Source organism: Demequina activiva, assembly GCF_016862815.1.
Taxonomy (GTDB): Bacteria; Actinomycetota; Actinomycetes; order Actinomycetales; family Demequinaceae; genus Demequina; species Demequina activiva.
On record NZ_BONR01000004.1, the window covers coordinates 46,707 to 64,435 of the forward strand.

General features: G+C 69.8%; 17 protein-coding genes. 2 read left to right on the forward strand and 15 right to left on the reverse strand.

Annotated features, from left to right (window positions below):
* Positions 1-3 precede the first annotated feature (3 nt).
* The 15 genes from Dac01nite_RS09290 to Dac01nite_RS09360 all read right to left on the reverse strand — a co-directional run bounded on the left by Dac01nite_RS09290 (position 4) and on the right by Dac01nite_RS09360 (position 14,914).
* Positions 4-621, reverse strand: coding sequence for a histidine phosphatase family protein (locus Dac01nite_RS09290; RefSeq protein ID WP_203656252.1), 618 nt, complete (start codon positions 619-621; stop codon positions 4-6).
* An 8-nt stretch (positions 622-629) separates the two neighbouring features.
* Positions 630-983, reverse strand: a complete 354-nt coding sequence (gene rsfS, locus Dac01nite_RS09295; RefSeq protein WP_203656261.1) for a ribosome silencing factor — start codon at positions 981-983, stop codon at positions 630-632.
* Entirely contained in the window at positions 980-2,878 is a 1,899-nt protein-coding gene (locus Dac01nite_RS09300) for a hypothetical protein (protein ID WP_203656263.1), read from the reverse strand. Before Dac01nite_RS09300 ends, rsfS begins: the two co-directional genes overlap by 4 nt.
* Positions 2,871-3,467, reverse strand: a complete 597-nt coding sequence (nadD, locus tag Dac01nite_RS09305; protein ID WP_203656265.1) for a nicotinate-nucleotide adenylyltransferase — start codon at positions 3,465-3,467, stop codon at positions 2,871-2,873. The genes Dac01nite_RS09300 and nadD overlap by 8 nt, the downstream gene beginning before the upstream one ends.
* Before the next feature lies 1 nt (position 3,468).
* A complete protein-coding gene (locus tag Dac01nite_RS09310; RefSeq protein ID WP_203656267.1) occupies positions 3,469-3,615 on the reverse strand; it encodes a hypothetical protein in 147 nt (48 codons plus the stop codon).
* A gap of 69 nt (positions 3,616-3,684) precedes the next feature.
* Complete coding sequence (locus Dac01nite_RS09315) at positions 3,685-4,965, reverse strand: glutamate-5-semialdehyde dehydrogenase (protein WP_203656269.1); 1,281 nt, start codon at positions 4,963-4,965, stop codon at positions 3,685-3,687.
* Positions 4,966-5,030: 65 nt separating this feature from the next.
* Positions 5,031-6,314 (reverse strand): sugar ABC transporter permease, encoded by a 1,284-nt coding sequence (locus Dac01nite_RS09320; RefSeq protein WP_203656270.1) that lies wholly within the window; start codon positions 6,312-6,314, stop codon positions 5,031-5,033.
* The gene (locus tag Dac01nite_RS09325; protein WP_203656272.1) at positions 6,311-7,060 is read right to left on the reverse strand and encodes an ATP-binding cassette domain-containing protein; all 750 of its coding nucleotides are present in this window, start codon (positions 7,058-7,060) and stop codon (positions 6,311-6,313) included. The genes Dac01nite_RS09320 and Dac01nite_RS09325 overlap by 4 nt, the downstream gene beginning before the upstream one ends.
* A 100-nt stretch (positions 7,061-7,160) precedes the next feature.
* Positions 7,161-8,216: a sugar ABC transporter substrate-binding protein gene (locus tag Dac01nite_RS09330; protein ID WP_203656274.1), complete on the reverse strand. Its 1,056-nt coding sequence runs from the start codon at positions 8,214-8,216 to the stop codon at positions 7,161-7,163.
* Positions 8,217-8,450: 234 nt separating this feature from the next.
* Positions 8,451-9,566 (reverse strand): glutamate 5-kinase, encoded by a 1,116-nt coding sequence (gene proB / locus Dac01nite_RS09335; RefSeq protein WP_239066602.1) that lies wholly within the window; start codon positions 9,564-9,566, stop codon positions 8,451-8,453.
* Positions 9,567-9,599: 33 nt separating this feature from the next.
* On the reverse strand, positions 9,600-11,123 hold the full coding sequence (obgE, locus tag Dac01nite_RS09340) for a GTPase ObgE (protein ID WP_203656276.1): 1,524 nt from the start codon (positions 11,121-11,123) through the stop codon (positions 9,600-9,602).
* An 88-nt stretch (positions 11,124-11,211) separates the two neighbouring features.
* On the reverse strand, positions 11,212-11,463 hold the full coding sequence (gene rpmA, locus Dac01nite_RS09345) for a 50S ribosomal protein L27 (RefSeq protein ID WP_203656278.1): 252 nt from the start codon (positions 11,461-11,463) through the stop codon (positions 11,212-11,214).
* Positions 11,464-11,478: 15 nt separating this feature from the next.
* Positions 11,479-11,787, reverse strand: a complete 309-nt coding sequence (gene rplU, locus Dac01nite_RS09350) for a 50S ribosomal protein L21 (RefSeq protein WP_203656280.1) — start codon at positions 11,785-11,787, stop codon at positions 11,479-11,481.
* Between the two features lie 113 nt (positions 11,788-11,900).
* Positions 11,901-12,398, reverse strand: coding sequence for a hypothetical protein (locus Dac01nite_RS09355; RefSeq protein ID WP_203656282.1), 498 nt, complete (start codon positions 12,396-12,398; stop codon positions 11,901-11,903).
* Complete coding sequence (locus Dac01nite_RS09360; RefSeq protein ID WP_444542497.1) at positions 12,395-14,914, reverse strand: Rne/Rng family ribonuclease; 2,520 nt, start codon at positions 14,912-14,914, stop codon at positions 12,395-12,397. The genes Dac01nite_RS09355 and Dac01nite_RS09360 overlap by 4 nt, the downstream gene beginning before the upstream one ends.
* A gap of 283 nt (positions 14,915-15,197) precedes the next feature.
* Here Dac01nite_RS09360 and Dac01nite_RS09365 point away from each other — a divergent pair, with 283 nt between their 5' ends.
* Both Dac01nite_RS09365 and cydB read left to right on the forward strand, forming a co-directional pair.
* Positions 15,198-16,670, forward strand: a complete 1,473-nt coding sequence (locus Dac01nite_RS09365; RefSeq protein WP_203656284.1) for a cytochrome ubiquinol oxidase subunit I — start codon at positions 15,198-15,200, stop codon at positions 16,668-16,670.
* A 12-nt stretch (positions 16,671-16,682) separates the two neighbouring features.
* Positions 16,683-17,729 (forward strand): cytochrome d ubiquinol oxidase subunit II, encoded by a 1,047-nt coding sequence (cydB, locus tag Dac01nite_RS09370; RefSeq protein ID WP_203656285.1) that lies wholly within the window; start codon positions 16,683-16,685, stop codon positions 17,727-17,729.

A 17,729-nucleotide genomic window follows, 5' to 3' on the forward strand; every position in this document is an offset into this window, starting at 1 on the left:
TGCTCACGCGTCGGCCTCGGAGGACTGGGGGCGGATGTTGTGTCGTTCGAGGGTCCAGTCGCCCTCCGACCGTCGGGTCAGGCGCGACCACGCTGCATTGCCGAGGTTGCCCAGCGTCCGATGCGCCAGCGACAGACCCAGCAGGCCCTGCATCCCCACTCGCCCGGAGCTGCCGTGCGTGACGATCACGAGCGGACCTGAGGCTCGGCCCGCCCATTCCTCGATCGCCTCGACCATGCGTGCGCGCACGCTGTCATGGTGCTCGAAGCCCTCGATCTCTGGGTTGCCGTGCGCGCGCCACATCGCCACCTCCTCGGGCCAGCCCTTCTCACGCTCCTGCGCGGTGATGCCCTCCCACACGCCGTAGGCGCGCTCGCGCAGGCGGTCATCGGGATGGGCATCCACGTCGAGCTCGCGTGCGATCACCCGGGCGGTGTCGTGGGCCCGCGACAGCGGGGACGCGACCACGGTGGCGCCGCGACCCACGATGCGGCGCAGGACGAGCGCGGAGGCCTCTGCCTGGGCACGGCCCTCATCGGTCAAGGGCACATCGGCGGCACCCTGCAGCAGACCCTGCACGTTCCACGCAGTCTGCCCGTGGCGCACGACGAACACGCGCATCCGGCCTCCTAGTCGAGTGCGACGACGGGACAATCCTTCCAGAGGCGCTCGAGCTCGTAGTAGGCGCGATCCTCCTGATGCATCACGTGCACGATCACGTCGTTGAAGTCGAGAAGCGCCCAGCGACCCTCGCGCACGCCCTCGCGGCGCGACGCCTTGGCGCCGTGCTCGAGCAGCGACTCCTCGATGCCCTCGGCGATCGCGACCACCTGACGCTCGTTGGAGCCGGAGACCACCAGGAAGACGTCTGCGAGCGGCATCCGGGACGTCACGTCGAGCGCGACCAGCTCCGTGCCCTTCTTGTCCTCCGCAGCGGCCGCAGCCAGCCTGGTCAGTTCGAGCGCGCGCTCTCCAGCGCTCACGAGGGTCCACCCCAGACGTTCCACACGACGACTCCGATCAGGAACGCGACGGCTCCGAGGACGAGCACGTGGACCCAGCGGAAGTGCCGTGCCCCACCTGCTGGATTGAGCTGAGGCTTCTCGCGTGGCGGCACCTCGATCTGGCCGGTGGGCACCGGCTCGATGTGCGAGTAGTCCGCCTGCGGCGAGAACGTGGCGCGACCCACCGAGCTGAGGTCGGGGTGCGCGATGTCCGTGCGTGGCGCGACCTCGGGGAGGTCCTGGGCGCGGTGGTCGACCTGATTCAACGGGAGCGTCGCCCACTGTCCGGTCACCGGCGCGCTCGCACTCGACAGCGCCTCGCGCGCCGGCTCCGACGGGTGGTTCACGACGTCGAACGCGGCTGCTCCCGCTGCGACGTCACCGGTGGAGACGTCGTCCAGCGCTGCCGTCTGCGCGGCGTCGCCCGTGCCGAGGATCGCATCGAAGGACGGTGCGGCACTCTCGTTGCGCGCACGCTCACGGAAGTCGGCGGCATCGAGCTGGATGGGACCGGAGTGAGGGGCCGGCTCGGCGTCGCCGGCCTCGGGCGCGGACACCGCCGAGGCCGAGGCCTGCCAGAGGCCGGGGCTCGGAGCCGCCGGAGGCTCCTCGCCGGTCCGCGCATCGTGGCTGTCCGAGGCGCTCTCATACGCCTGCCACGTCGGCTCATCGGCCGCAGGTGCGGAAGGAGCGCTGGGCTCGGGCTCCGAGGTGCTGTGCTCCCACGGCGCGGAGGTCCACGCGGCACCTGGTGTCGGCTGCCGCGCGGCCGTGTCAGGGGCGGACGGCGCACTGCGACCGGACGCGGCATCGATGCCCGCGATGGCCTCCTGGCTCAGGCGGCGGATCTCTGCCGCGCCGTCCTCCACCGGCTGTGGCTCGGGCTCGGGATCAGGGATCCGGTCCAGGTCCGGTCCCGGCGCGGAGCTGGCCGTGGGGTCGCTGCTCTGCTGCTCCATGAGCCGGCGCTGCAGCGAGCCCGGTGGGAACAGAGCCGCGAACATCTCCGGCGACATGCCGGGCGGCATGCCCAGCGGCGTCGCCTCGGCCGTCTCGGGTGCCACAGCGTTCTCAGGGGCCGTCACGGTCTCGCGCGCCGGTGCGGGCTCTTCAGTGGCGTCGGGTGCCTCGTCCTCGGGCACAGGCCGAGACGCGGGCTCGGGAGCGCTGCTGGCGGCTGCGGCCCACGCGGCGGCGGCCTCGGGAACGCTCGTGTCGACGTCGTCGTTCCCGACCGGCTCGGGTGCGGACTCCGGCTCCGACTCGGGCTCGGGCACCGGCTCCGACTCGGGCTCGGGCACCGGCTCCGGCTCGGGTGCGGGCTCCGGCTCGGGCTGCGGCTCGGGTGCGGGCTCCGGCTCCGGCTCCGGCTCGAAGGACGCCTTGCCCTCGTCCGCGGTTGCTGCTGCCGCCATGAGAGAGGTGCGCTGAGGCGCCTCGGGCTCGTGCGGTGGCTGCGGCTCCGCGCTCGCGGCGGGCGGCTCGGCCTCGTCCACGGTGGGACCGCCGCCGGCTGCGGGGTCCGTGAGCGTCTGCATCTCCTCGCTCGCGGTCATCGCGTCGGCCTGCGCCTGCTCGGCCTTCTCGCGGGCGACGCGCTCCTGCTCGGCGATCCGCTCGGGGGTCATCGCGGGGATCTGGCCCGTCGCGATCATCTCCTCCTCCGCGGTCCAGGTCTCGACCGGGTTCTGGAGTCGTTCGAGGCGACGACGCTCGCGCCGCGACAGCACACGGCCGTCAGGGGCGTGCGTGGGGATCGAGTCGGAGATGGGACTCATGTCCAATGACGCAGTGTCCTCGGCTCGCCGGGCCGCCTCGCGCGCCTCCTGAGCGCGCCGCTCGCGGCGCGAGAGCTGCGGGCTCTCGTCAGTCATCCATTCCTCCGGCATACAGATCGTGCTGCGCGATGTAGTCGGCGACGGCGCGAGGGACCAGGTAGCGGACAGGCGCTCCGGCCCTCACCCGGCGGCGGACATCGGTTGAGGATACCGCCAAGGCCGGAACTTCGACCAATGCGTGTGGGGTTTCCAACTGGGGCAACGAATGACCGGGGCGCGTCACTCCCACGAATTGGGCGAGCTCGGTGAGCCGCTCGGCATCTCGCCACTCCGGCAGCCGCGCGAGCGCATCGGCGCCCGTGATGAAGTACAGGCTCGTGCCGGGCAGCTGATCGTGCAGATCCGTGAGGGTGTCCACGGTGTAGGTGATGCCGCCGCGCTCGATGTCGACGGGAGTGACGGCGAAGCGTGCATCGCCATCGACGGCGAGCCTGCACATGGCGAGACGGTGCTCGGGCGACGCCGAGTCGAAGCCGTCCTTGAACGGCTGGCGATGGGTGGGGGCGAACAGCACCTGGTCCAGTCCCAGCGCGGCGCACACCTCGGAGGCGGCCGCCAGATGGCCGTGATGAATCGGGTCGAACGTGCCACCCAGCACGCCGACCCTGGCCAGAGGAGCGGTCACGTCAGTGACGGGTGCCCACGCTCCGGAACGCGTACGTGACGAAAAGCAGCGCCATCAGGCCGGTGAACGCCAGCAGGCCGAACGCCTCGGCGGGGATGGGCAGCTCGTTGACGACGTGCTCCGTCGTCTCGGTAACTTCAGTGATCACGCGTAGATCCTCTCGTGTGCTGTCTGCGATTATTCCACGGACGCGAGGTGGCGAGTCGCGCGTGGGCGGCTAGTCGCGCACATGACCGTCGCCGTAGACGATCCACTTGGTCGTGGTGAGCTCGGCGAGTCCCATGGGACCGCGCGCGTGGAGCTTCTGCGTCGAGATGCCGATCTCCGCCCCGAGCCCGAACTGCCCGCCGTCCGTGAACCGCGTCGAGGCGTTGACGAGCACGGCCGCGGTGTCGAGGCGGCTGACGAACTGCTCCGCCGCACCGATGTCCTCGGTCACGATCGCCTCGGTGTGCCCGGTCGAGTACCGCTGGATGTGGTCGATCGCCTCGTCGAGGCTGTCGACCACGCGCACCGCCAGATCGAGGCTGAGGTACTCCGTGGCCCAGTCCTCCTCCGTCGCCGGGACGGTCTCGACGCCGGCGGCGGCCGATGCGCGCGCGTCGGCATGCAGCGTCACGCCCGCCTCGGCGAGGGATGCGGCGACCGCGGGCAGCACCCGCGCCGCGGCGTCTCTGTGCACGAGCAGCGTCTCCGCGGCGTTGCACACCCCCACCCGCTGCGCCTTCGAGTTGAGGACGATGTCGACGGATCGCTCGAGCGGAGCCGAGGCGTCGAGGTAGACGTGGCAGTTGCCCTCTCCCGTCTCGATGGCCGGAACGGTGGAGTCACGGACCACCGCCTGGATCAGCTCGCGTCCGCCACGGGGCACGAGCACGTCGACCAGGCCGCGCGCGTTCATCAGCACGCGAGCGCCTTCGCGTCCGTAGGCGTCGATCGACTGGACGGCGTCGCGCGGCAGTCCGCTCGTCTCGAGGGCCTCCTGCAGGACCTCGACGATCACCTCGTTCGAGCTCGCCGCGGCAGAGCCGCCGCGCAGCACCGCAGCGTTTCCTGACTTGAGCGCCAGCCCCGCCGCATCGACCGTGACGTTGGGTCGAGCCTCGTAGATCATGCCGACCACGCCCATGGGCGTCGCCTTCTGCATGAGACGCAGGCCGTTCGGCAGAGTCGAGCCGCGCTTGATCTCGCCCACCGGGTCCGGCAGCCCCGCCAGGTAGCGCAGGGCCTGCGCGATGGTGCCGATGCGCTCGGGAGTCAGCGCGAGACGATCCAGCAGGCCCGGGGACATGTCCTGGGCGCGGCCCCGCTCGAGGTCGCGCGCATTCGCGTCGACGATGCGCTCGGCGGAGGCGACCAGCGCGTCCGCCATCGCGTGGAGGGCCGCGTCCTTGTCGGCGCGCGTGAGCGTGGCGAGCGCGCGCGACGCGACCTTGGCCCGGCGGCAGGCCTCGAGCACTGCGCTCTCGACATCGGTGGTGGGGACGGTGTCGGTCATGAGTCGAGTCTACGCGGGGCATGCGACGCGGGGTCCCGGCCATGGACCGGCCGGGACCCCCGTCGTCACGAGTTCGTCGAGCCGCCTGATCGCCGTCGTGCGAGAGCGTCGACGGTGGCCGCGAGGATCAGCACGCCGCCGGAGACAGCGAGGGTCGCTCCGGCGGAGAACCCCAGCAGACCCAGGCCGTTCTCGATGGTCGCGATCACGAGCGCACCGACAGCCGCGTGCATGAGGCGTCCGCGCCCGCCGAACAGGCTGACGCCGCCGACCACGGCTGCCGCCACACCCGACAGCACGATCTCGCGGCCGGTCGAGGCATCGGCGGAACCGACGCGGGACACGTAGAGCAGGCCCGCGACGACCGCGAGCGAGGAGCACACGATGAACGCGGACCACTTCACCGCGGTCACGTTCACGCCCGAGCGGCGAGCCGCCTCCCGGTTGCCGCCGATCGCGTAGATGTACCGGCCGAACTTGGTGCGGTCCAGCACGAACGTGCCGATGAGTCCGAGGATGAGCACGAGCGGCACCACGATCGGCACGCCTGCGATCGCCTGGTTCACGCTGCCGCGATCCACGCTGAGGAAGACCACCAGCGCGCCGCCGATCACGGCGATCGCTCCGAGCTTCAGGAACATGATGGACAGCGAGCCGTTGGGCGCACCGGACTTCGACCGTCGCCAGCGATCCCACATGGCCACCGCGACGAGCAGCGCCATGAGTCCCACCAGCAGCACCCAGCCGCCCCACACCGGCATGTTGGAGTTCTGGATCGCCTTGATGGGCTCGGGGATGAGTCGGTAGGTGCCGCCTGCGCCGATGACGATGAGGATCACGCCCTGGAGTCCCAGGAACAGACCCAGTGTGACCACGAACGATGGCACGCCTATCTTCGCGACGAAGAAGCCGATGGTCGCACCGACGGCGAAGCCGATGCCCATCGCCAGCGCGAGACCCACCGGCCAGGACAGGCCGTCGGGCTGCGTGTACTTGACGAACACAGCCATCGCGACGCCGAACGTGACGCCTGCGGACAGGTCGATCTCCCCCAGCAGCAGCACGAACACCAGCGCCATGCCCAGCACCACGAGAGGTGCGGCCTGCGTCATGAGGTTCGCCATGTTGCGCGGAGTCAGGAACGCTTCGTGGGAGGCGCCGAAGATCGCGAACAGCACCAGCAGGCCGCCGAGCGCGGGCAGCGCGCCCATCTCTCCGCCGCGCACGCGGCCCACGTACGCGCGCGCATGGTCGATGACGCCGTGCTCGACGCCCTCCCCCAGCAGCGACTGGGTCTCCGGCTTCTTCGCGGCCTCGGCCGCGACAGGACTCGTGGACTCGGTGCTCATGCGACGTCCTCCATGGTCTTGGTGCCGGTGATGTAGCCCACGACGTCATCGGGATTGGAGCCCTCCGCCGTGACGCGCGCCGTCATGGTGCCCAGGTACAGGACCGAGATGTCGTCGGCCACCTGGAACACGTCCTGCAGGTTGTGGGAGATGATGATCACCGCGACGCCGTGGTCCGCGAGCCTGCGCACCAGGTTCAGGACCTGCTCGGTCTGGGCGACGCCCAGCGCCGCGGTCGGCTCGTCCAGGATCACGACCTTGGCCTGCTTGACGACGGAGCGAGCGATCGCGACGGTCTGGCGCTGGCCGCCGGACAGCGAGGCGACCTTCTGCTTGAGCGACTTCACGGTCTTGACCGAGAGCGACTGCAGAGCGGCGGCGGCCTCGACCTCCATGCGGCCCTCGTCGAAGGTGCCCTGAGCCATCTCCTCGCGACCGAGGAACATGTTCTGGACGATGTCGAGGTTGTCGCACAGCGCGAGGTCCTGGTACACGACCTCGATGCCGTGACGGGCGGCCTCACGCGGGTGGTGCAGGTGCACGGGCTTGCCTTCGAACAGCACCTCGCCGCCGTCGTAGGGCTGCACGCCTGCAAGGCCCTTGATCAGCGTCGACTTGCCTGCTCCGTTGTCGCCCACCAGCGCGGTGACGCGTCCGGCGTGGGCGGCGAAGTTGATGCCCTTGAGCACGTTGACGGGACCGAAGCTCTTGGTCACGCCCTTGAGTTCGATGATCGGCTGATTCACCGGATGTCTCCTTTGACGGTGGTGGTGGGAAGCAGTGTCACACGCGAGGGGTTCCGCACCGTGGACCGATGCGGAACCCCTGCGTGTGTCGTGACGGCGGCTACTCGGCCGCCGTCAGCCCCACCTCGTCGCAAGCGGCGGCGACGTCGCCCGAGCAGATCTCCTCGTACGACGCGTTGCCGTCGTCGATGACCTGCTGGACCTCGTTCGGGCCCACGAGGATCGGGTCGACCGCGATGAACGGCGTGCCGTCCTCCAGGGCCATGTCCGCCTCGGGGGACTCGCCGTTCAGCAGCGCGATCGCGAGCTCGGACGCGGCCTCAGCCTCGACCTGGAACGGCTTGTAGACCGTGGCGGTCTGCTTGCCGAGCAGGACGTTCTGGAGTCCGGCGACCGAGGCGTCCTGACCCGAGACGGGAACGGTCAGACCGTTCTTGTCCAGGATCGTGATGACGCCCGCAGCGTTGGTGTCGTTGGCGGCCCAGACCGCGTCGACCTCTCCGCCCAGGTCCGTGAGCGCCTGCTCGAAGACCGTCGCGGAGTGCTCGCCGTCCCACAGGCCCGGCGGCTCGGCAGCAGGCGTGATTCCCGCGGCCTCCATCACCGACGTGGCGCCTTCGTAGAACATGGCGGCGTTGCCGTCCGCCGGGTCTCCACCGATGTAGACGACGACGGCCTCGGCCGGGTCGACTCCGTTGGCCTCGAGGCCCGAGACCACTGCCTCGCCCTCGAGCTCGCCCACGCGGACGTTGTCGAAGGAGACGTAGTAGTCCGCGCCCGCGATGGGCCGGTCGTAGGCGATGACCGGGATGCCCTCGGCCTGCGCGTTCTCCATCACAGACACCGCGGCGCCCTGCAGATCGACGAGCATCATGACGTCGCATCCCTGCGTCATCTGCTGCTCGGCGATGGTGGCGTACTGACCGGTGTCTCCCTCAGCGTTCTGGATGTCGACCTCGAAGCCTGCTCCGGTGATCGCCGCCTCGAGAGCCGGCCGGTCGCCGTTCTCCCAGCGGGGCGACGATGCCGCGTCAGGCAGGATCACGCACGCGCGACCCTCGGCGTCTCCGCCGGGCGCGGCAGTGCTCTCGCCTTCGCCGTCATCGCTCGAACATGCAGTGAGCGCCAGCACGGCGACACTTGCGGTCGCGGCCATTGCTAGCCATGAGTTCTTCTTCACATCACACCTCTCTGTGTCATGGAGGACCTCCCCCGTGGTCACTCTGCTTTGAGTGACCTCTGCCACAGTAGCGACTGGTGAGCGCTCACCGCAGAGCGCGAAGTCACGCCGCGCGCACAGTCCTGTCACGGTTATGTAACAATCTCCAACAAACCGCGCGTGATTCGTTTCACGGCTGCGGAACGTGGTGAGCGCGTCCCAGAGAGGCCCTCACATCACGACGAGGTCATCGATGTGGATGAGCTCGCGCGCGTACGTCTCGCCCAGCCGATCGCGCAGGGAGTCGGAGCTGAGGCCCTTCATCTGATCGGCCTCGTGAGCGGAGAAGCCTGCGAAGCCGCGGGCGACCAGCGCGCCATCGGGACCGAGCAGGTCCACCGGCTCACCCGACTCGAAGGATCCGCGCACCTCGGTCACGCCGGCCGCGAGCAGCGACGCGCGGCGTCCCTGCAGCGCGCGCGCCGCACCCGCGTCGACCACGATCGCCCCGCGCGTGCGCGCGGCGTGGGCGAGCCACTGCAGACGCGTGGTGTCACGCTTGCCCGTCGGATGGAACAGCGTGCCCACAGCGTCGCCCGCGACGGCCGATGCGGCGTCCGCGCTGCTGGCGAGCACCACGGCGATCCCTGAGGTGGTCGCGATCGATGCCGCCTCGAGCTTGGTGATCATGCCACCCGTGCCGAGGGCGCTGCCTCGACGCGACACATCCACGCCACCCAGATCCTCGGGGCCGTGCACCTCGTCGATGCGCTCGGCGCCCGGCGTGCCGGGCGCCGCGGTGTAGAGCCCGTCGACATCCGTGAGCAGCACCAGCGCATCGGCGTGGGCCACGGTGGCGACCAGCGCCGCCAGCCGGTCGTTGTCGCCGAACCGGATCTCGTCCGTCGCGACCGCATCGTTCTCGTTCACGATCGGGAGCACGCCCAGGTCGAGCAGACGATTGAACGCGCGCTGGGCGTTGCCATAGTGGCTGCGCCGCACCATGTCGTCCGCGGTCAGCAGCACCTGGCCGACGGTGAGCCCATGAGTGGCGAAGGCGGCGCTGTAGGCCGCGACGAGTGCCCCCTGGCCCACAGAAGCCGTCGCCTGCGCCGTCGCGAGGTCCTTGGGCCGAGCCGGCAGTCCCAGGGGTCCCAGACCGGCCGCGATGGCGCCCGAGGTGACCAGGATCACCTGGCGGCCTCCGGCACGCAGCCCCGCCACCACATCGGCCAGGCGTCGCACCGCGGGCACGCTCAGGTGACCGCTCGCGTCCGCGAGGGAGGACGATCCGACCTTGACGACCATGCGCCGCGCGGACGCGATGGACTCCCTGGTGCCGCTCACCCGGTCTCCTTCAGCTCTCGATGGCCGTGCGGCCTAGTCGTCCTCGGCGGGATCGGTCCAGTGCCCCGCATCTCGCTCGGTCCACAGCTCCTCGCGCGCGGCCGACTTGGCGTCCATGCGCTCCTTGTGATCGGCACGCTTCTGTGCGCGGGTCGCCCGGCCGGACCGCTCGTGCTCCTCGACGCGCAGATCGGACCCACGCTGACCCAGCAGCTCAGCGCCGGCAGCCATCGTGGGCTCCCAGTCGAACACGACTCCGCCCTCACGTGCGCCGATCACGACCTCGGAACCCGGGACCGCACCCGCGCGGAACAGAGCGTCCTCGACGCCTGCCTTGGCGAGCCGATCAGCAAGGTACCCGACGGCCTCGTCGTTGGCGAAGTTGGTCTGCCGCACCCACCGCTCGACGCGGCCGCCGCGCACCTGGTAGTAGTCCTCGGCGCCATCGCGCACATGGGTGACCGTGAACCCTGCGTCGTCAACAGCCTTGGGACGAATCACGATGGGCGCCTTCTCCACCTCCGGCGTCGCCTCGCGGTGCTCGCCCACCATCGCGGCCAGCGCGAAGCCCAGCTCGCGCAGGCCCTCGTGGCTGACAGCGCTGACCTCGAAGATCGGCATGCCGGTCGCGGCCAGATCCTCGCGCACCATCTGCGCCAGCTCCCGGCCGTCGGGCACGTCGACCTTGTTGAGGATGATGATCTGGGGACGCTCGGCCAGCGGCACGCCGCTGATCGCCTCGTCGCCCGTGTACGCGCGCAGCTCACCGGCGATCACCTCGAGGTCGCGCACCGGGTCGCGGTCCGACTCGAGAGTGGCGGTGTCGAGCACGTGCGCGATCACCGAGCAGCGCTCGATGTGACGCAGGAAGTCGTGGCCCAGGCCCTTGCCCTCCGAGGCGCCCTCGATGAGGCCAGGGACGTCCGCCATGGTGAAGCGCGAGCCGCCGGCCTCGACCACGCCGAGGTTGGGCACCAGGGTGGTGAACGGATAGTCGGCGATCTTGGGGCGCACCTTGCTCATCGCCGCGATGAGCGAGGACTTGCCCGCGCTCGGGTAGCCCACGAGCGCCACGTCGGCGATGGACTTGAGCTCGAGCACCACGGTGGCCTCTTCGCCGGGCTCACCCAGCAGCGCGAAGCCAGGCGCCTTGCGCTTCTGCGTCGCCAGAGCGGCGTTGCCGAGCCCTCCGCGTCCGCCCGCGGCGACGACGAACTGCGCGCCCTCGCCCACGAGATCCGCGAGCACCTCGCCGCTCTTGGACTTCACGATGGTGCCGCTGGGCACGCCGAGGACCAGGTCCTCCGCGTTCGCGCCGTGGCGGTGGTCGCCCGCGCCTTGAGAGCCGTTCGCGGCAGTGCGATGCGGACTGTGGTGGTAGTCCAGCAGGGTCGTGACCTGGGCGTCCACGACGAGGATCACGGAGCCGCCGCGGCCCCCGTTACCTCCGTCAGGGCCGCCCAGCGGCTTGAACTTCTCGCGATGCACCGAGGCGACGCCGTGACCGCCGTTGCCTCCGGTCACGTGCAGAGTGACCCGATCGACGAACGTGGCCATGACGACTCCCTTCTGGGGACGTACCCAAGATAGACGTCAGGGGCGCCACCGCGAACGGTGACGCCCCTGACGGCGAAGACTGTGTGGCTTAGCCAGCCACCACGTCGACGACGTTGCGGCCGCGACGGCGACCGAACTGGACCGAGCCCGCGGCGAGCGCGAACAGGGTGTCGTCCTTGCCGCGGCCCACGTTCTGGCCGGGGTGGTGGTGGGTGCCGCGCTGGCGGATGATGATCTCGCCGGCGTTGACGACCTCGCCGCCGAAGCGCTTGACGCCCAGGTACTGAGCGTTCGAGTCACGACCGTTGCGCGAGGAGCTCGCGCCCTTCTTGTGTGCCATGAGATGTCCCTCGCGTTACTTGATGCCCGTGACCTTCAGGCGCGTGAGCTCCTGACGGTGGCCGATGCGCTTGCGGTAGCCGGTCTTGTTCTTGTACTTCAGGATGTCGATCTTGGGGCCGCGCTCGTCGCGAACGACCTCAGCGGTGACCTTGACCTTGGCCAGGGCCTTGGCGTCGGACGTGACCTTCTCGCCATCGACGAGCAGCACTGCCGGCAGCTCGACGGAGTCGCCCGCAGCAGCCTTGAGTCGGTCGACGACGATGACGTCGCCCTCGGAGACCTTCTCCTGACGGCCACCGGCCTTCACAATCGCGTACACCATGAATCTGAATCCTCTACGTCTGGATGGTTCCCTGCCGCTGCCGCACAGGGCGCAGGCAGGCCCGCGACGCTCGCGCGCCGACATACGAATATACCTGCTGGCCCCGCCTGAGGTCAATTCGCGGCGGACACCCCTGACGCGGCCTCGATCGCCGCCGCCCACCGCGTCATCTGGCGTGCCAAGCTCCGTTGCAGCGAGCGACGCTGCCACGGCGCCAGGCGGCGCGTCAGCCAGTGCTCGAGCGCCGAGGTCGGCGTGATCTCGACGACCAATCGCCACTGCACGAGCAGCCGCCCCTGCGCATCAGCCTCGTGCCCGACCGTCGTGGTGCAGGTCTCGACGAGCCTCCGGGGCCCGAGCGCGCGCATCACCACAGGGTCGCTCGCCACGAGCTCGCCTCGGAACGCGGTGCGCACGAGCCCGGCGCGAGCGGTCATCTCCCAGGTCAGGGGCAGGCCCGCCTCGTCGTGCTCGAGCGAGTCGAGCCGATGGCCAGCCTCGCGCACGTTCCACGCGACATCGAGCTCGGCCTCGAGGATCTGCTGCCGCGACGCGGCGATGCGCTCCTGGTGAGCGACGTCGAGCGTCACCCGCCGATCGCTCGCGGTCACGGCTGCTGCTGGTCCTCGTCCGTCGGCTCGCCTGCGTGATCGACCCCGTGGTCGGACGGCGCGTCCTGGGTGTGGTCCGTCGGCTCGGCGTCCGAACGATCAGGAAGCTCGATCACCGGCTCGACGGCGGCGCCGTCGGCGTGAGCGTGCTCGCCATCCTCGTCGTGGTGGTGCGCCTTCTCGGCGGCCGCCGCGATCGACGCCAGCGTCGCCTTGACGGCGGCGCGGGCCTCCTCGCGGTCATCGAGGGCATGGGTCTCGCCCTTGGCCTGACTGTGGGAGTGCTGCTCCTCCGGCTGCTTCTTGGCGGGCTGCCCGGTGCGACCACCGCGTCCACCGCGGCGACGCTCGGGCTGCTTCTCGCTCGCCTCGGCCACGGGCTCGCCGTGCACGAGGAAGCCGCGTCCCTTGCAGTGCTCACAGGTCTCGGAGAACGCCTCGACGAGGCCCTGGCCCACACGCTTGCGCGTCATCTGCACCAGTCCGAGCGACGTGACCTCCGCGACCTGGTGCTTGGTGCGGTCCCGGCCCAGGCACTCGATGAGACGGCGCAGCACGCGGTCCCGGTTGGCCTCGAGGAGCATGTCGACGAAGTCGATCACGATGATGCCGCCGATGTCGCGCAGCCGCAGCTGGCGCACGATCTCCTCAGCGGCCTCGAGGTTGTTGAGCGTCATCGTCTCCTCGAGCGTGCCGCCCTTGCCCACGAACTTGCCCGTGTTGACGTCGATGACCGTCATGGCCTCGGTGCGGTCGATCACGAGCGAGCCGCCGGAGGGAAGCCAGACCTTGCGGTCCATGCCCTTGGTGAGCATCTCGTCGATCCGAGCCTCCGCGAACACGTCGCCGTCACCGGTGAACTTGTGCAGGCGCGGCATCAGGTCAGGCGCGACCTGGCCCACGTAGGCGCTCAGCGAGTTCCAGGTGTCGTCTCCCTGGATGGTGAGCGACTCGAAGTCCTCGTTGAAGATGTCCCGCACCACACGGATCGCCATGTCGGGCTCGCCGCGCAGCAGCGTGGGCGCCTTGCCGCCCTTGGCCTCGGCCTCGATGCCCTCCCACTGGCGCTTGAGTCGCTCCACGTCCGCGCGCAGCTCCTCCTCGGAGGCGCCCTCGGCGGCGGTGCGGACGATCACGCCGGCATCCGCCGGGATCACCTCGCGCAGCAGCTTCTTGAGGCGTGCGCGCTCCGTATCGGGGAGCTTGCGGCTGATGCCGGTCACTCCCCCTCCGGGCACATAGACCAGGAAGCGACCCGCGAGCGAGATCTGACTGGTGACGCGTGCACCCTTGTGCCCGATCGGGTCCTTGGTCACCTGGACCATCACGGTGTCGCCCGGCTTGAGCGCGAGCTCGATGCGGCGGGGCTTGCCCTCGAGTCCCGCGGCATCCCAGTTCACCTCGCCGGCGTACAGGACGGCGTTGCGACCCCGGCCAACGTCGACGAACGCCGCCTCCATGCCGGGAAGCACGTTCTGCACGCGACCCAGGTACACGTTGCCGGCCATGGACTGCTGCGCCTGGTGCGAGACGTAGTGCTCGACGAGCACATCGTCCTCCAGCACGGCGATCTGGACGCGGTGGTCCTTCTCGCGCACCACCATGTCCCGCTTGACGGACTCGCGGCGTGCGAGGAACTCTGCCTCAGAGATCACGGGCCGGCGGCGCTGGCCGTCCCGGGACTCGCGACGGCGCTGGCGCTTGGCCTGCAGCCTGGTCGAGCCCTGGAGCTGGTCGTCGCCGCCGCCACCGTTGCCGCCCCCGCCGGAGCCGCCGGAGCTGCTCGAGCGGGAGCCGCGGCGGCGGCGCCTGCGGCGCGAGCCGCCCTCGCCGTCGCTGGAGTCCGCGTCGGAGTCGTCGGAGCTGCCCTGCCGGTCGTCAGAGTCCTGCTGCGCGTCGCCCGCGGAGTCGTCGGAGTCGCTGCCGTCCGGGCCGTCCCCTCCGTCAGGCCTCTTCTTGCCGCGGCCTCGGCCACCGCGGCGACGCCGGCGCTTCGCGCCGCCCTCGCCCGAGCCGTCGCCGTCGTCGGGACCCGAGCTCGCGGAGCCATCGGCGTCGGAGCCGTCGGCCCCGCCACCGTTGGCCGCTGCGCTGCCCGATGACTTGTCACCGTCGGACGCATCGGAGGCGGGCGCATCGGCCGCCTTCTTCTTCCTGGACTGGCGCTTGGCACCGCCCTTGCCCGCGGGCTTGTCGGCGCCGCCGTCGCCCTTCGAACCCGAGTCCTGCGATCCGGTGTCCTTGGCATCCTTCGCGGGCGCGGAGTCGGCCGCCTTGGGCGGTCCGGCCGGTGCCGATGCACGGCGCGGCTGCGCGGGCTCGGGCGCCTGGAAGATGACGGCAGTCGACGGTGCTTCTGAAGTGGTCTTGTCCTCGCTCAACGCGGGTACCTCGAATCGACACGGCCCACACGCCGTCTCGACGATCTCGTCGGTCGTGGCTCGCGGTATGCGGCCACGGAAGTCTTCAGGTCGCGGCGGACAGCGGCGCCTGCTGATCAAGCGCCCATCCCCGATGTCTCCGCCGTGTGGCTGTAGCCCGGCGGGACCATGACGGGACTGGCAGCTGCTCAGTCGCTGCGTCTGTCGCGCGGTTGGCACCCGGTGTGGCTGGGTGCGACCTGCCGACCATTGTGACACACCCCCGGGTGATCGGCCGCGAGGGGCCCCTCTCGGGCGATTCGCCCCTGACCCCTGGGGGCCATGACCGGGACCTTGGTCCCGGGGTCCCACCCCCTGGTGCCGGGGTAGATTCTCTGTACAGAATGCCCCTGCCGCGCCCGACCCTGGAGGCTCCGCGATGGAAGTGCTCGACCTTGCCCGCTGGCAGTTCGGCATCACAACCGTCTACCACTTCATCCTCGTGCCCCTCACGATCGGACTGTCGACCCTGGTGGCCATCCTGCAGACCGCGTGGGTGCGCACCGGCAAGGACGAGTACCTGAGGCTCACCAAGTTCTTCGGCAAGCTGCTGCTCATCAACTTCGCGCTCGGCGTCGCCACGGGGATCGTGCAGGAGTTCCAGTTCGGCATGAACTGGTCCGAGTACTCGCGCTTCGTGGGCGACGTCTTCGGCGCGCCGCTGGCCATGGAGGCGCTCGCGGCGTTCTTCCTCGAGTCGACGTTCCTGGGCCTGTGGATCTTCGGCTGGGACCGCCTGCCCAAGAAGGTCCACCTCGCGACCGTGTGGGCATTCGCGATCGGCTCCCTGCTGTCTGCGTACTTCATCATCGCCGCGAACTCGTGGATGCAGCACCCGGTGGGAGCGGAGTTCAACGAGGAGACCGGCCGTGCGGAGATGAACGACATCTGGGCGGTGCTCACCAACAACACCACGCTGGTCGCGTTCCCGCATGTGATCGCGACCGCGTTCCTGGTCGCAGGCACGTTCGTGGCGGGCATCGCCGTGTGGTGGATGGTCAAGCACGCTCGCGCGGACAACGGCCACCCCGACGTCCCCATGTACCGCACCGCCGCCCGGTTCGGGGCGGTCGTGATGCTGATCTCGGGTGCCGCCGTGATCTACACGGGCGACGTCCAGGCCAAGCTGATGTTCGAGCAGCAGCCCATCAAGATGGCCGCTGCCGAGGGGCTGGTCGAGACCCCCGATGGCCCCGCGCCTTTCTCACTCCTGTCGATCGGCAACCTGGCGGGCGACGATCCGGCGTCCGTCCAGCACATCATCGAGATTCCCGGCCTGCTCTCGTACATGGCGACGGGCTCCTGGGACGGCGAGGTCCTGGGACTCGAGGACCTGCAGGAGATCTACGCGGAGCGCTACGGTGCGGTGGACGAGTTCGGCGAGCTCATCGAGTACCGGCCCAACCTGCTCGTCACCTACTGGTCGTTCCGGCTCATGATCGGGCTCGCGGTGTTCTCCGCAGCGCTGAGCGTGCTGATCCTGTGGTTCACCCGCTCTAAGCGCGTGGTCGACCAGCCGTGGATGGCGAAGCTTGCACTCGTCAGCCTGCCCATGCCCTTCCTCGCCGGCAGCTTCGGATGGATCTTCACGGAGATGGGACGCCAGCCGTTCGTGGTGGCGCCCAACCCCACGGGCTCGGACCAGATCATGCTGATGACGATGTCCGGCGTCTCCGAGGCCACGTCCGTGGGCGAGGTCATCACCTCGTTGGTCGCGCTCACGCTGGTGTACGCGATCCTGGGAGTGTTCTGGTTCCGCCTCATGCAGCGCTACGCCTCCGAGGGCGCGCCGCACGTGGAGTACGAGGAACCCTCCGAGGACCCCGACCGACCGATGTCCTTCGCGTACTAGGGAGCGCCCACCATGGAACTCGATCTCCCCCTCGTGTGGTTCGTGATCATCGCGATCCTGTGGACCGGCTACCTCGTGCTCGAGGGCTTCGACTTCGGCGTCGGCATGCTGCTCGAGAAGGTCGGCAAGGGCGACCGCGGGCGCCGCGTCGCGCTCAACACCATCGGCCCCGTGTGGGACGGCAACGAGGTGTGGCTGCTCACCGCGGGTGGCGCCACCTTCGCGGCGTTCCCGCACTGGTACGCGACCCTGTTCTCCGGCTTCTACCTGCCGCTGCTGCTGATCCTGCTCGCGTTGATCGTCCGCGCCGTGGCGATCGAGTATCGCGGCAAGATCAACGACGACACGTGGCGCCGCCGGTGGGACTGGGTGATCATGGGCTCCGCCTGGGTGCCGTCGATCCTGTGGGGCGTCGCGTTCGCGAACATCGTGCGCGGGGTGCCGATCGACGAGACCATGACCTACACGGGAGGGTTCTTCAACCTCCTGAACCCGTACGCGCTGCTGGGCGGCGCCACCACGCTGACGCTGTTCCTCAGCCACGGAGCGATCTTCCTGTCGCTCAAGACCGATGGCGAGGTGCGGGAACGTGCCGAGGCCGTGGCGCGCACCATGGCCCCCATCGCGCTCGGAGTGACGGCGACCTTCGCGATCTGGACGCAGCTGGCCTACTCCGTGACGTGGACCTGGGCCGTGGTCGCGGTCGCCGCGATCGGGCTCGTGGTCGCGGTTCTCGCGGGTCGCCAGGGCCGGTTCGGGTGGGCGTTCGTGGGCAACGCCGTGGCGATCGCGTTCGCTGTGGTGCTGATCTTCGGGTCCCTCTACCCCGACGTCATGCCGTCCAGCACGGACCCCGCGTACTCCCTCACCGTCGACAACGCCTCGTCGACGGACTACACCCTCACGGTCATGACCTGGGTGGCGGTGATCCTCACGCCGGTGGTGCTGATCTACCAGAGCTGGACGTACTGGGTGTTCCGCCGGCGCGTCTCCTCGCACCACATCCCGGAGCACAGCTCGCTCACCTTCCTGCCCAAGAAGTCGCAGGCCAAGCAGTAG

Coding starts and splice junctions, on each gene's coding strand:
- Dac01nite_RS09290 (WP_203656252.1), bottom strand. CDS start 621: ATGCGCGTGTTCGTCGTGCGCCACGGGCAGACTGCGTGGAACGTGCAG.
- Dac01nite_RS09300 (WP_203656263.1), bottom strand. CDS start 2,878: ATGACTGACGAGAGCCCGCAGCTCTCGCGCCGCGAGCGGCGCGCTCAG.
- Dac01nite_RS09315 (WP_203656269.1), bottom strand. CDS start 4,965: ATGACCGACACCGTCCCCACCACCGATGTCGAGAGCGCAGTGCTCGAG.
- Dac01nite_RS09320 (WP_203656270.1), bottom strand. CDS start 6,314: ATGAGCACCGAGTCCACGAGTCCTGTCGCGGCCGAGGCCGCGAAGAAG.
- Dac01nite_RS09330 (WP_203656274.1), bottom strand. CDS start 8,216: ATGGCCGCGACCGCAAGTGTCGCCGTGCTGGCGCTCACTGCATGTTCG.
- obgE (WP_203656276.1), bottom strand. CDS start 11,123: ATGGCCACGTTCGTCGATCGGGTCACTCTGCACGTGACCGGAGGCAAC.
- rpmA (WP_203656278.1), bottom strand. CDS start 11,463: ATGGCACACAAGAAGGGCGCGAGCTCCTCGCGCAACGGTCGTGACTCG.
- rplU (WP_203656280.1), bottom strand. CDS start 11,787: ATGGTGTACGCGATTGTGAAGGCCGGTGGCCGTCAGGAGAAGGTCTCC.
- Dac01nite_RS09365 (WP_203656284.1), top strand. CDS start 15,198: ATGGAAGTGCTCGACCTTGCCCGCTGGCAGTTCGGCATCACAACCGTC.
- cydB (WP_203656285.1), top strand. CDS start 16,683: ATGGAACTCGATCTCCCCCTCGTGTGGTTCGTGATCATCGCGATCCTG.